Genomic DNA, 12,841 nt, shown 5'->3' on the forward strand with positions numbered 1-12,841 from the left:
TGGCCTATATATCCGCGTGTAACGCGTTCTGAAGAAAATCTAGGGAGTCCAAAATGCACGCGCCAGGAATTTGGGGTATTCTCGTTGTTGCCGTCGTCGTCATCCTGCTGTTCGGTCGCGGCAAGATCTCCGGCATGATGGGTGAAGTTGCCTCGGGCATCAAAGCCTTCCAGAAGGGCATGAAGGACGACGAGGACAAGCCCGTCGAGCGGGTAGCCAGCACCGAGCCTGTCCAGCCCGAAAAGAAAGACGTCTAGTACGCATCCGCCGGTCGCGCTGTTGCTTTGAGGAATTGATATATGCTCGGCTTGGGCTGGACGGAGATGCTGGTGATCGGCGTCATGGCGCTGATTTTCATCGGACCCAAGGACTTGCCGGTGGTGATGAGCCGCGTCGGCAAGATCATTGGCCAGCTCAGGCGCATGGGCAGTGAGTTCCAGCGTGAGATCAACAAGACGACCGGCCTCGACGAGGTGCGCAATCTGCGCAATTCCATAACCTCTCCTCTCAAGAAATCGGCTGACGAAATCCGCAAGGAATTCAATGCGATGACCCCGACGGGCGCCAAGCCTTCCGGCGTTATCAAGCCGACCAATCCGGCGGCCGAGAGCGTGGTTGACGAGATCAAGGCCAAGGCGGGCATGACAGCGGCTGCAGTCCCCCTGACCGCCGACGAGGCCGCCAAGGCGGCAGGCTTCAAACCCGCGGGACCGGCGCCGACGACTTCCACGGCGACTGTCGCCAAGCCGGTCGCTGCCGCGACAAAGAAGGCGCCAGCCAAGGCCAAGGCACCTGCCAAGGCCAAGGCCGCGCCGACAAGCCCGGTTGTAACCACAGACCTGGCACCCATTTCCGCCGACGTCGCCAAGCCTGCAGCAGCAAGCAAGCCTGTCGCGGCAAGCAAGCCGGTCAAACCCGCTGCCGCAAAGTCGGCTGTGTCGAAAACTGCGGCTGTGAAGAAGGCCGCCGTAGCCAAGCCTGTGGGCTCCAAGCCCGCACCGGTCAAAGCCTCTATGGCCAAGCCCTCAGCGGATGCAGCCGTGGTCCCAGCATCGGTCAAGGCACCTGTTGCCAAGCCGGCGGCCAGCAAGCGTGCAGCAGCAAGACCAACGTCAGAGACAGCCACAACCACTGCCGACAAGGCCGGGGATAACTAAGCATGGCCGATCTCAAGCAGATTGAAGACAACAGCGCCGAAAAACCCGATGAGCTGGCCGGCAGCGAAGCCCCGCTGCTCGAGCATCTGGTAGAGCTGCGCAAGCGGCTGATCTATTCAGCGATCACCATTGTCGTGCTTATGGCGTTCTGTTTCATTTTCGCCAGCACAATCTATGACTGGCTGCTGATCCCCTACAAGAGCGCGGTTCCCGACACCAAGCTGATCTTTACGGCGCCGCAGGAGCTGTTCTTTACCTATTTGAACGTGGCGCTGTTTGGTGCCATTTTCCTTGGCTTCCCGATCGTCGCCAGCCAGATCTACATGTTCGTGGCGCCTGGCCTCTACAAGCATGAACGCAAGGCGTTCATTCCCTATCTGATTGCTACGCCGGTATTTTTCGTAGCCGGAGCGGCCTTGGTCTATCTGGTCGTGCTGCCTATGGCGCTGCACTTTTTTGCCGGGATGCAGACCGAAGACATCGAGATGATGACCCAGGTAAGCGAGTATCTCGGCCTGGCAATGCTGCTAATTCTGGCCTTTGGTATCTGTTTCCAGTTGCCCGTCGTACTGACGCTGCTGGCGCAGATCGATCTGGTTCATGTCGACATGCTCAAGGCCGGCCGGCGCTACGCGATCGTGGGCATCCTGATCTTTGCCGCGTTCATCACGCCACCCGATCCGATCTCCCAGATCGGCCTTGCTGTGCCCATGTACCTGCTCTACGAACTCTCGATTATCTCCGTCCGGATGGTCGAGCGCCGCCGTGCAGCCAGTCTTGCGGCGCAGGATGCGGAAGCTGCCAGTTCATCGTCCGACTAGACCGTCGGCCTGCAACCAGGCCGAGGGGGAAATTCCCTCGTGGCCTGGCAGGCGCGTCACGAGCAATCTTCAGCCTGTACCAATCAGAGGCGGGCGGTGCCCGTAACAGCCATGTTCGATATCAAGTGGATCAGAGCCAACGCCGACGTCTTCGATGCTGCCGTCTCGCGGCGCAAGGGGGCTTCCGTCCGTTCGTCCGATCTGCTGGCGATCGACGATCGGCGGCGCGAGATCATCGGTCGGCTCAATGATGCTCAGGAACAGCGCAATGCGCTGTCCAAGCAGATCGGTCAGGCCAAGGCGCAGAAGGACGACGCCAAGGCGGCCGAACTGATGGCCGAAGTGGCCCGGCTCAAGGAGTTCATTCCTCAGGGCGAAGCCGATCAGCGTGCCATCGATGCTGAACTGCAGGCTTCGCTGTCGGTCATTCCCAACCTGGTATTCGACGACGTGCCCGAGGGCAGCGACGAAACGGACAATGTCGAATATTTCGGCCGCAATGGCACGCCCGAGACGGCGGCCATCCAGCGCGCGCCCAAGCCGAGCTTCGGCTTTGCGCCCAAAGAGCATTACGAGGTCGGCGTTGCCGCCCGGCTGATGGATTTCGAGACCGCGGCCAAGCTTTCGGGCAGCCGCTTTGTCGTGCTCAAGGGCGAAGTTGCCCGGCTCGAACGCGCGCTCGGCCAGTTCATGCTCGATCTGCACACGACCGAGCACGGCTATCTCGAAGTGCAGCCGCCGCTGCTGGTCAAGGACGATGCGCTGTTCGGCACCAACCAGCTGCCGAAGTTCGAGGAAGACCTGTTCTTCACGCCGCATGGCGAGGGGCGTCTGGCGTTAATCCCGACCGCCGAAGTGCCGCTGACCAATATGGTGCGCGAATCCATCCTGGCGGAAGAAGAGCTGCCACTGCGCATGACCGCTCTGACGCCCTGCTTCCGTTCGGAAGCTGGGTCAGCCGGCCGCGACACGCGCGGCATGTTGCGCCAGCACCAGTTCAACAAGGTGGAGATGGTCTCCATCACCACGCCGGAAACCGCTGCCGACGAGCATGAGCGCATGTTGACCTGTGCCGAGGCCGTGCTGCAGAAGCTGGGCCTGCATTACCGCGTCATGCATCTATGCACCGGGGATACCGGCTTTGGCGCCCGCCGCACCTATGACCTGGAAGTCTGGCTGCCGGGCCAGGACACCTATCGCGAAATCTCCTCGGTCTCGGTCTGTGGCGATTTCCAGGCCCGGCGCATGGAGGCCCGCTATCGCCCTGCCGGCGACAAGCAGGCGCCGCGCTATGTCCATACGCTCAATGGCTCGGGGACCGCGGTCGGGCGCTGCCTGATCGCCGTGCTGGAAAACTACCAGCAGGAGGATGGCACCGTGCTGGTGCCCGACGTGCTGCAGCCCTATATGGGCGGTCTCAAGTCCATCGGCGGCCATTGATGAGCCTGCGCATCCTCATCACCAATGACGATGGTGTGGATGCGCCTGGCATCGCCATCATGGCCGATATTGCCCGGGCGCTCAGCGATGACGTCTGGATCGTGGCGCCTGATGGCAATCAGTCCGGGGCAGGGCACCGCCTCAGCTTCGGTCACGAACTTACAATCGAAACCCGCGATGCCCGCACGTTTGCCGTGGTGGGCGGCTCGCCCGCTGATTGCGTCGTTGCCGGCATGACCCATCTCCTGGGTGACAGGCCCGCCGACGTTGTGCTTTCGGGCGTCAATGCCGGCCAGAATCTGGGCGACATCGTCAACTGTTCAGGCACGGCTGCCGGCGCCCGCGAAGGCGCCATGCAAGGCGCCATCGGCATCGCCATGAGCCAGGGCGTGGACTATGAGGTCAGCCGCGACGTCGACTGGTCCAATGCCAGGACCCATGGCTTGGCTACCGCGCGGGCCATCATCGCCGCCGCAGACGGAAGGGGGCACTATTACAACGTCAACTTCCCGTTCTGCGACCCGGCGGTCACCAAGGGTATCGCGGTTGTCCCGCTGCAGCGCTTCTCGCGCTCGCCGTTTCGCTATTATGCCAGTGACAATCCGGGCAAATTCTTCGTTGCCATCCCCGAGACGCCGCTGCCGCTGGATCGGGGTGCCGATTTCGAGAGCCTGCGCCGCGACTTCTATGTGACGGTGACGCCGCTGATGCTGCAGCAGACCGATATGGCCCTGGCTGAGCGGCTCAATGGCAGTCTCAGCCTCTAGGGTTTTATCGGCGCCAGCAGGCTTTTGCACAGCCCCAAGGTCTTAACCTTACCCAATCCGGAATCGGGTGGGTGCGTTTTTGCTCAAATCGCATCGGCTTTAAACTCATCTTTACCTTACCGGCCTAGTCTCAAAGTCGTGTTGAGTACCTGCGTACGAGTAAGCTGATGAGTATCCGCGTATCCCGCCGGGCACCTAAAAGTGCCGTTGCGATGGCTGGCCTTCTGATTGCTGCCGTTGCCCTGTCCGGATGTTCCAGTCTGGGGAGTCGCGCCTTTGGCGACCCTACCACGACCGGCTCTCTGCCGCAGGCCGCTCCCCAATCCTACAGTCAGCCCATGCCCAGCAGCCTTGGGGCACCGCAGAACATGGTGGCTGAAGCTCAATTTGTGCCACCGGCCAATGTCGGTGGAATGGGGCAGCCACAGGCGGTGCAGCCGCTGTGGGGCCAGCCGGCGCAGACCGCCTATAGCCAGCCCGCGCCGCTGGCCAACGGCGGATCCATACCGACCGTGCAGTCGCAAACTCTACCCGCTTTGAGCAATTCGCCCCAGGGATCCGTTCCAGCCATGCAAGCCCAGCCCGCCTTCGCGTCAGCGACCATGCCCTCTCCCGCCGCCCTTGGCAGCATGCCGACCAACAGTGCCGTGCCGACCCTGGCATCGACTACGCCGACGCCGCCCGCTGGCGGCGGCACGTTCAGCCACACCATTGCCAGCGGCGAGTCGCTGTACACCATTGCGCGTCGCTATGAGGTGACCACGCAGTCGCTGGTGCAGGCCAATAATCTGGAATCGCCCGACAAGATCGTGGTTGGCCAGAAGATCATCATTCCCGGCCGTTCGGACCTGCTGATCACCAAGGGCCAGTCGACGCAAACTGCTTCGGCAGGCGCCGTCAGTGCTCCGGCACCTGCCCAGCAGACCCTGCCGACTGCCGCTCCCAACGCCTTGCAGGCCGGCACGGTACCGGCTGCAAGGCCGGCGCCTGCTGTTGCAGCACCGGTTGCGGTAGCCACGGCGCCCGCACCAGTCGCAGAGCCTGCAATGTCAGGCAGTGACAAGTTCCGTTGGCCGGTCAGCGGCCGGGTGCTTGTGGATTTTGCCGCCTCCAAGGGCACCGGCATCAATATCGAAGCTGCCGAGGGCTCCTCGGTGAAGGCTGCCGAAAACGGCACCGTCATCTATGTCGGCTCGGGCGTCGAGGGCTATGGCAACCTCGTCCTGATCCGCCATCCCAATGGCTACGTCTCCGCCTATGCCCATCTAGGGGCGATGAACGTGGCCAAGGGCGCCAATGTCAATCGTGGCGATACCATCGGCGCTGCCGGGCAGACTGGCTCGGTGACCAAGCCGCAACTGCACTTTGAACTGCGCAAGGGCGCGACCCCGGTTGATCCGGTGCCGCTGCTGGCCAGCTGACACCGTCTCCTCCTGGTAAGACCCCCGCCACACCGGCGGGGGTTTTGCCTTATGGGGCGGCCTTGCCCATTTCGCCGGCCAGTGTGCGCACCAGCTGGATGGCGACCCGCCCTGATCGTGCGCCGCGCGTCGCGGCCCATTCGATGGCGCGAGCCTGCAATTCGGCGGCATCAATCTCCAGGCCACAGTGGCGCGCATAGCCGGTGACCATGCTGAGATAGGTCGGCTGATCGCAATTGTGAAAACCCAGCCAGAGGCCAAAGCGGTCCGAGAGCGAGACCTTTTCCTCGACGGCTTCGCCGGGATTGATGGCCGTCGAGCGCTCGTTCTCGATCATGTCGCGCGGCATCAGATGGCGGCGGTTGGAGGTGGCATAGAACAGCACATTGTCGGGGCGCCCCTCCAGCCCGCCATCGAGAATGGTCTTGAGCGACTTGTAGCTGGTCTCCCCATTGTCAAAGCTCAGATCGTCACAGAACACCACGAAGCGCGCCGGCTCGTGAGCAATTCGACGCATCAGGGCAGGGAGGGTCTCGAGGTCTTCCCTGGCGATCTCGATTAGCACCAGGCGGTCAAAGCCTTCGCTGCTGCGTTCCAGGATATCGCCATGGATGGCCTTGACGAGGGAACTCTTGCCCATGCCGCGGGCGCCCCAGAGCAGCGCATTGTTGGCGCCGTGCCCGCGGGCGAACTGCTCGGTATTGCGCAGCAGGATGTCCTGCACGGCGTCGATGCCCTTGAGCATGGCCAGCGGCACGCGGCTGACCTCTGCCACCGGATGGAGGGCGCCCGAATCGCCGTCCCAGTGATAGGCATTGGCGGGGCCCAGCACGGGGGTATTGATCGCGTCGGTAGGAGCCAAGGCCTTCAAGGCATTGGCGATTGCGTCGAGTTTGGCACTGATGTCGGCGAGATGGTCTTTGCTCTTCAAGGCGATTATCCTCAAGCTCGGCGCGGCAATTTGCAGCTCCCGGAATGCCTTTGCAATCACGGGATCGCAAATGTATAGTCCGCCCGATTTTGATCGGGGCGCAAGTGCAACAAGCCCCACATGCGTCCAGTGGCATCGTGCCGTGCTCTAGCTCGACTGGCGCAGTCCCTCCCAAACCAAGAAGAAACCAAGGAACTCGCCATGTTTGTAACGCCCGCTTATGCCCAGGCAGCCGGCGCCGCCGCTCCCGCCGGTGGCATGACCGACATCTTCATCCAGATGATGCCGATTCTGCTGCTGGTCGTGATCTTCTGGTTCCTGATCTTCCGGCCACAGCAGAAGCGCCTGAAAGCCCAGCAGGCCATGCTGTCGGCCATTCGTCGCGGCGATACCGTCGTGACCACTGGCGGCATTGTCGGCAAGGTGACCAAGGCCGTTGATGGCGAAGATCTCGAAGTCGAGATCGCTACCGGCGTCAAGGTGAAGCTGGTGCGCGGCATGGTCGCGGATGTGCGCAGCAAGGCCGAGCCGGTCAACGACAACAAGCCCGCCTGATAGCGGCCTGCCAATTTTTTGCCGGAGCCTAAGGGCTCCGGCTTTTTACCTTTCAGGACGACTTAAATGCAGTTCTCGCCGGTCCGTACCGCCATCATCGCCTTTGTCGCACTCATGGGTGTGCTGTTCGCCATACCCAGTTTCCTGCCTCAGGATGTGCGGGATTCCTGGCCCGGTTTTTTGCCGCGGCAGACGGTGGTGCTCGGCCTCGATCTGCAGGGCGGCTCGCATCTGCTGCTACAGGTGGACGAAGGCGGCATCGTTACCGAGCGGTTGCAGACCTTGCGGCGCGACGTGCGCAATACGTTGGCCAACCAGAACGGCATCGGCAACATCATCACCACCGACGAGCCCAGCCGGACCCTGTCGGTCGAGCTCACCGATCCGACGCAGCGCGACGCGGCGCGCACCGCGATCGAGGCACTGCAGAACAATATTAGCAATTCGCTGATCGCCGTTGGCGGCACCCAGGAACTGTCATTTGGCGAGACCGCCGATGGCAAGCTGACGGTTTCGCTCACCCCGGAAGGCATTACCGAGCGCACCTCGGCGTTGGTGGCCCAGTCGATCGAGGTCATCCGCAAGCGCGTCGACGAATTGGGCACCACCGAACCGTCGATCCAGCGCCAGGGCACCAATCGCGTGCTGGTGCAGGTTCCCGGCTTTGGCGACAGCCAGCGCCTCAAGGACATTATTTCCCGCACGGCGCGCCTTACCTTCCACATGGTCTATCCCGGCATGACCGCTGCCCAGGCCGAGGCCCAGGGCCTGCCGGCCGGCACGATGATCCTGCCCAGCCAGGATGGCGGCAGCGAACTGCTTTATGAAGATGTCGCCCTTGGCGGCGAATCGCTGGTTGATGCCCAGCCCAGCTATGACCAGCAGCGGGCCATGCCCGTGGTCAGTTTCCGCTTCGATACCCGCGGCGCCATTACCTTTGGCCAGATCACCTCGTCCAATGTCGGCAAGCGCTTTGCCATCGTGCTCGACGATCAGGTCATCACCGCGCCGGTCATCCAGTCCGCTATTACTGGCGGCACCGGCCAGATCAGCGGCAGCTTCACCACGGCAACGGCCAATGATCTGGCTGTCCTGCTGCGCGCCGGTGCCTTGCCGGCCTCGCTTGACGTCGTCGAGGAGCGCACGGTTGACGCCAGCCTGGGTGCCGACTCCATCCAGCATGGCCTGACGGCCGGTATCGTCGCGGCGACGCTGGTCGTTGCCTTCATGATTGTTGCCTACGGTCTGTTCGGCGTCTTTGCCAATATCTCGCTCATCCTCAACATCGTGCTGATCTTCGGCGCGCTGTCGATGCTGGGCGCCACGCTGACCCTGCCCGGTATTGCCGGCATTGTGCTGACCATCGGCATGGCGGTCGACGCCAACGTGCTGATCTACGAGCGCATGCGAGAGGAACAGAAGTCCGGAAAGTCGCCGCTGCAGGCGATCAATGCGGGCTTCGCGCGGGCCTGGGGGACGATTATCGACTCTCATCTGACCCAGCTGATCGCCGCCGTCGTGCTGTACTTCCTCGGCTCAGGCCCGGTTCAGGGTTTTGCCGTAACACTGGCTCTAGGCATTCTGACGTCGCTGTTCACGTCCTACACGGTGACGCTGTATTTCGTGGGCATGTGGTATCGGGCGCGCCGGCCCAAGACGCTGAAGATCCAGCATTTCCGCTTCATTCCGGACGGCACTAGAATTCCGTTCATGAAGATCAGCCGCTATGTGATCGCCTTTTCGATCGTGGCCAGCTTGCTCTCGATCGGCTCTGCCTATTTCAAGGGCTTCAACCTCGGCATCGACTTTGTCGGCGGTACGGCCATCGTCATCCAGCATGATGGCGGCCCGGCCGATGTCGGCAGTGTGCGCGAAATTCTTGCCGGCCTCGAGCTGGGCGAGGTGCAGGTGCAGGGCTTTGGTACACCAGAGGATGTGCTGGTGCGCGTGCAGGCCCAGGAAGGCGGCCAGGATGCCGACCAGGTGGCCGTGGCCAAGGTACGTGAGGCCTTGGCGACCGAAAACTACACCATCCGCAGTACCGAGGCCGTCAGCGGCACCGTGTCGAGCGAGCTGGCCTGGAAGGGCACTATCGCGGTCGTCATCGCCCTGCTGGCCATCCTAGTCTATATCTGGTTCCGCTTCGAATGGCAGTTCGCCATGGCGGCGGTCACGACCACTACGCATGATATCATCATGACGATCGGGCTCTATTCGCTGACGGGGCTGGAGTTCAACCTTACCTCCATCGCGGCGGTGCTGACATTGGTGGGTCTGTCGCTCAACGAAACCGTGGTGATTTCTGACCGCGTGCGAGAGAACCTCCGAAAGCACCGCAAGATGCCGCTGCCCGAGCTGATCGACATGTCGATCAACCAGACCATCGTGCGCACGTCGCTGACCTCGTTCACAGTGTTCCTGGCGCTGATTCCGCTGGTGATCTTCGGTGGCGAAGTCATTCGCAGCTTCACCATCGCCATGACCTTCGGCGTGTTCGTGGGCATGTACTCCTCGATCATCGTCAACGGCCCGATCCTGATCAATTTCGGCCTCAAGGCGAAGTCGGAAAATGACGAAGACGGCAAGGGCAAGCTGGCCGACGGGTCGGCGGTCTGAAGGCCCTGGAGATGACGCTTCCCGGTGCCGGCCACTTTCCGCAGCAGGTCGGCATCGATGCCTATGGCAATAGCGGTTTCCGCTTTGCCGAGATGTCGCATCGCGGCTCTCTGCTGTGCCTGCCCACGGGCATGCTGGGCTGGGCCGTGACGACGCCGGCAGAGATCACGCTGGACAGCCTGACGCCGTTGATTGCCGCGGCTGACGACATCGACGTCCTCATGATCGGGCTGGGTCACGACATTACCGGTCTGTCGCCGGATGTACGGGCGGCGCTGCGCGCGCATGGCATCATCGTCGAGGCCATTACCACGGGCAGTGCGGTGCGGACCTATAATGTACTGCTCGCCGAACACCGCGCCGTGGCCGCGGCCTTGATCGCAGTCGACCGGGTTCGCTGAGATGAGTGCAGAGAGTTTTGCCCATGCCGCCGAAGCCCTGCGCGGCGGCGACCGCGACCGTTACCTCGCCACGCTGGTTCTCAACGGTCCGCATCGCGATGGGGTCACCGCGCTCTATGCCTTCAACGCCGACATTGCCTCGATCCGTGAACGGGTCTCCGGGCCCGTGCCGGGGGAAATGCGCCTGCAGTGGTGGAATGATGCGCTTGAGGGTGAGGGGCACGGCGCCGTGCGCCAGAACCCGGTAGCGGACGCATTGCTCGACACGCTGGCGCGTTACTCTTTGCCCAATGGTACGCTGCTGCGCCTCATCGGCGCCCGACGGTTTGATCTCTATGACGATCCCATGCCCGATCTTGAGACTTTCGAGGGCTATGCGGGCGAGACGGTCTCCACGCTCTACCAGCTGACCGCCATGATCCTCAATGACGGCGAGACCATCGAGACCGGTGATGCCGCGGGGCATCTGGGCGTCGCCCATGCCATGATCGGCCACTTGCGGGCCTTCGGTCCCGTTTCCGGGCAGGGACGCATCATGCTGCCCTGGTCGATATTGCAGGCCAATGGGGTGCGTGAGGGCGAGATTTTCTCCGGCGTCGAAAGCGAGGGCTTGTCCGAAGCTTTGGGGCAGATCAGCGAGCTGGCCGGTGGTCATTTGGCCAAGGCAGAGGCGGCAATTGCCGTTCTGCCGGGTCACCTCAAGCCGGCCTTTGCGCCGATTGCCGTGCTAAAGGCGCAGTTCAACCTGCTGCAGCGCCATTCCGGCGGTCCGTTTGAAGCAAAGCCGGACGATGCCGACTGGCGCAAGATCACCCGGCTGACCTGGTGGACCTGGCGCAACCTCTAGAGGCGGTCTTTGCCGAAAGCCACGAACTCGCCGGAAAGGCGTCCCGCGGTCTTGCCCTCATAGTCCAGCAGTGCCGTGATGCTGATCCGGGCCAGGCCCTTGCGAGTCAGCATGGTCATGAAGCGGGACCAGTCCTGATTGCCATCCAGTGTGGCGCGGGCGGTGAAGTCGCCGGCAATCGGGGCGAGATATTCCATGCTATTGCGCTGGATGACTACGCGGCTGGGCTGGCCGGCGGCTGTCAGCCGCAGATGCACCAGGCACCAGGCCGACAGAATGGCCACCGCCGACGCGCTGCCGCCGAAGACGGTATCCCGATGGTTGATATTGGGCGCCAGCGGGGCGCCCAGCACCACGGCGTCATCAGCAATCGACACCACCCGCACGTCCATCGCCCGCGAGAGCGGAATGTGGTCATGCAGGTAAGTCTCGAGTGCGGCCAGTGTCATGCCCAGGCCTTGAGATCTTCAAGCGCCCGCGAGGTGATCGCCTTGCGCTTGGCCTGGGTCTTGTCGGTACCGCGCCAGCGTCCGACCAGGTCCTCGGGCCTCGTCACCGTCACGGGCGGAAACAGGCCGAAATTGACGTTCATCGGCTGGAAGCTACGGGCGCCGCTATAGCTGTCGGATTCGATGTGGCCGCCGGTGATATGGGCGACGAGGGCACCGAGAGCCGTCGTATTGGGCGGCGTCGCCATGGTCTCGCCCCGCGCCTCGGCGGCAGCGAGGCGGCCGGTTATGAGGCCGACCGCAGCGCTTTCCACATAGCCTTCGACGCCGGTGACCTGGCCGGCAAATCGGATGCGCGGATCGGCCTTGAGCTTGAGATCGGGTCCCAACACCTTGGGGGAGTTGAGGAATGTATTGCGATGCAGGCCGCCCAGCCGGGCGAACTGGGCGTTTTCGAGGCCCGGGATCATGCGCAGAATTTCGGCCTGCACGCCGTAGCGCATCTTGGTCTGGAAGCCGACCATGTTCCACAGCGTGCCCAGCGCATTGTCCTGCCGCAGCTGCACGATGGCGTAGCTCTTGACCAACGGGTCGCGGGGATTGGTCAGGCCGACCGGCTTCATGGGGCCGTGCCGCAGGGTTTCGACGCCGCGTTCCGCCATCACTTCGATGGGGAGGCAGCCGTCGAAATAGGGGACCTTTTCCCAGTCCTTGAACTCATGCAGCGGCGCGACCTTGAGCGCCTCGACAAAGGCAAAATACTGCTCCTTGTTCATGGGGCAGTTGAGGTAATCGGCGCCGGTACCGCCGGGGCCGGCCTTGTCATAGCGCGACTGTGCCCAGACAATATCCATATTGATGCTGTCGAAATGCACGATCGGGGCGATGGCGTCAAAGAAGGCCAGGGAATCTTCGCCCGTCTTGGCCAGAATGGCCTCCGCCATGGCCGGCGAGGTGAGGGGGCCGGTGGCAATGATGACATTGCGCCAGTCCTGGGGCGGCATGCCGGCGACTTCCTCGCGCGCCATGGTGATATTGGGATGGTTTTCGATGGCCTGCGTCACCGCGGCAGAAAATCCATGCCGATCAACGCCCAAGGCCCCACCAGCCGGAATCTGCGTCTTGTCGGCGCAGGCCATGATCAGCGAATTGCAGCGCCGCATTTCTTCATGCAGCAGGCCGACGGCATTGTGCTCGGCGTCGTCGGAGCGAAAACTGTTAGAGCAGACCAGTTCGGCGAGGCTGTCGGTCTGGTGCGCATCGGTACTGCGCACGGGGCGCATTTCGTGCAGGATGACCTTGGCGCCGGCCTCGGCCGCCTGCCAGGCGGCCTCCGAGCCGGCGAGACCGCCGCCGATAATGTGGATGGGTTCTGAATTGGACATGCCCGGCAGATAGCAAGCGCGGCCGGTCGGCGCAACTGACACTTGCGCGGG

The 12,841-nt window shown here is 62.8% G+C and carries 13 protein-coding genes; 10 read left to right on the top strand and 3 right to left on the bottom strand.

Annotation, left to right across the window (positions count from 1 at the left end; translation table 11 throughout):
• Positions 1-53 precede the first annotated feature (53 nt).
• The 6 genes from tatA to GDR53_RS18205 all read left to right on the top strand — a co-directional run bounded on the left by tatA (position 54) and on the right by GDR53_RS18205 (position 5,606).
• On the top strand, positions 54-257 hold the full coding sequence (gene tatA, locus GDR53_RS18180; RefSeq protein ID WP_193335825.1) for a twin-arginine translocase TatA/TatE family subunit: 204 nt from the start codon (positions 54-56) through the stop codon (positions 255-257).
• 42 nt (positions 258-299) lie between these two features.
• Positions 300-1,157, top strand: coding sequence for a Sec-independent protein translocase protein TatB (tatB, locus tag GDR53_RS18185; RefSeq protein WP_193335826.1), 858 nt, complete (start codon positions 300-302; stop codon positions 1,155-1,157).
• Between the two features lie 2 nt (positions 1,158-1,159).
• Positions 1,160-1,978 carry a twin-arginine translocase subunit TatC gene (tatC, locus tag GDR53_RS18190; protein ID WP_193335827.1) on the top strand — a complete coding sequence of 273 codons (819 nt, stop codon included), beginning with the start codon at positions 1,160-1,162 and terminating at the stop codon, positions 1,976-1,978.
• Positions 1,979-2,089: 111 nt separating this feature from the next.
• A complete protein-coding gene (gene serS / locus GDR53_RS18195; RefSeq protein WP_193335828.1) occupies positions 2,090-3,418 on the top strand; it encodes a serine--tRNA ligase in 1,329 nt (442 codons plus the stop codon).
• The gene (gene surE, locus GDR53_RS18200; protein WP_193335829.1) at positions 3,418-4,185 is read left to right on the top strand and encodes a 5'/3'-nucleotidase SurE; all 768 of its coding nucleotides are present in this window, start codon (positions 3,418-3,420) and stop codon (positions 4,183-4,185) included. The genes serS and surE overlap by 1 nt, the downstream gene beginning before the upstream one ends.
• Positions 4,186-4,754: 569 nt before the next feature.
• Positions 4,755-5,606 (top strand): M23 family metallopeptidase, encoded by an 852-nt coding sequence (locus GDR53_RS18205; protein WP_210321360.1) that lies wholly within the window; start codon positions 4,755-4,757, stop codon positions 5,604-5,606.
• A 49-nt stretch (positions 5,607-5,655) separates the two neighbouring features.
• Here GDR53_RS18205 and GDR53_RS18210 read toward each other — a convergent pair whose 3' ends face one another.
• Positions 5,656-6,537, bottom strand: a complete 882-nt coding sequence (locus GDR53_RS18210) for an ATP-binding protein (protein ID WP_193335831.1) — start codon at positions 6,535-6,537, stop codon at positions 5,656-5,658.
• Between the two features lie 201 nt (positions 6,538-6,738).
• Here GDR53_RS18210 and yajC point away from each other — a divergent pair, with 201 nt between their 5' ends.
• The 4 genes from yajC to GDR53_RS18230 all read left to right on the top strand — a co-directional run bounded on the left by yajC (position 6,739) and on the right by GDR53_RS18230 (position 10,956).
• Positions 6,739-7,092: a preprotein translocase subunit YajC gene (gene yajC, locus GDR53_RS18215; protein WP_193335832.1), complete on the top strand. Its 354-nt coding sequence runs from the start codon at positions 6,739-6,741 to the stop codon at positions 7,090-7,092.
• A gap of 66 nt (positions 7,093-7,158) precedes the next feature.
• A complete protein-coding gene (gene secD, locus GDR53_RS18220) occupies positions 7,159-9,708 on the top strand; it encodes a protein translocase subunit SecD (protein ID WP_193335833.1) in 2,550 nt (849 codons plus the stop codon).
• Between the two features lie 11 nt (positions 9,709-9,719).
• Positions 9,720-10,109 carry an Mth938-like domain-containing protein gene (locus tag GDR53_RS18225; RefSeq protein WP_193335834.1) on the top strand — a complete coding sequence of 130 codons (390 nt, stop codon included), beginning with the start codon at positions 9,720-9,722 and terminating at the stop codon, positions 10,107-10,109.
• A 1-nt stretch (position 10,110) separates the two neighbouring features.
• Positions 10,111-10,956: a phytoene/squalene synthase family protein gene (locus GDR53_RS18230; RefSeq protein WP_193335835.1), complete on the top strand. Its 846-nt coding sequence runs from the start codon at positions 10,111-10,113 to the stop codon at positions 10,954-10,956.
• On the opposite strand, the gene GDR53_RS18235 is transcribed toward GDR53_RS18230, so the two are convergent.
• Together GDR53_RS18235 and trmFO are read right to left on the bottom strand one after the other, a co-directional pair.
• Positions 10,953-11,405 (bottom strand): YiiD C-terminal domain-containing protein, encoded by a 453-nt coding sequence (locus GDR53_RS18235; protein ID WP_193335836.1) that lies wholly within the window; start codon positions 11,403-11,405, stop codon positions 10,953-10,955. The genes GDR53_RS18230 and GDR53_RS18235 overlap by 4 nt on opposite strands.
• On the bottom strand, positions 11,402-12,790 hold the full coding sequence (trmFO, locus tag GDR53_RS18240; RefSeq protein ID WP_193335837.1) for a methylenetetrahydrofolate--tRNA-(uracil(54)-C(5))-methyltransferase (FADH(2)-oxidizing) TrmFO: 1,389 nt from the start codon (positions 12,788-12,790) through the stop codon (positions 11,402-11,404). The genes GDR53_RS18235 and trmFO overlap by 4 nt, the downstream gene beginning before the upstream one ends.
• Positions 12,791-12,841: the final 51 nt, after the last annotated feature.

Origin of the sequence: Devosia beringensis (assembly GCF_014926585.1) — a bacterium.
Classification (GTDB): domain Bacteria; phylum Pseudomonadota; class Alphaproteobacteria; order Rhizobiales; family Devosiaceae; genus Devosia; species Devosia beringensis.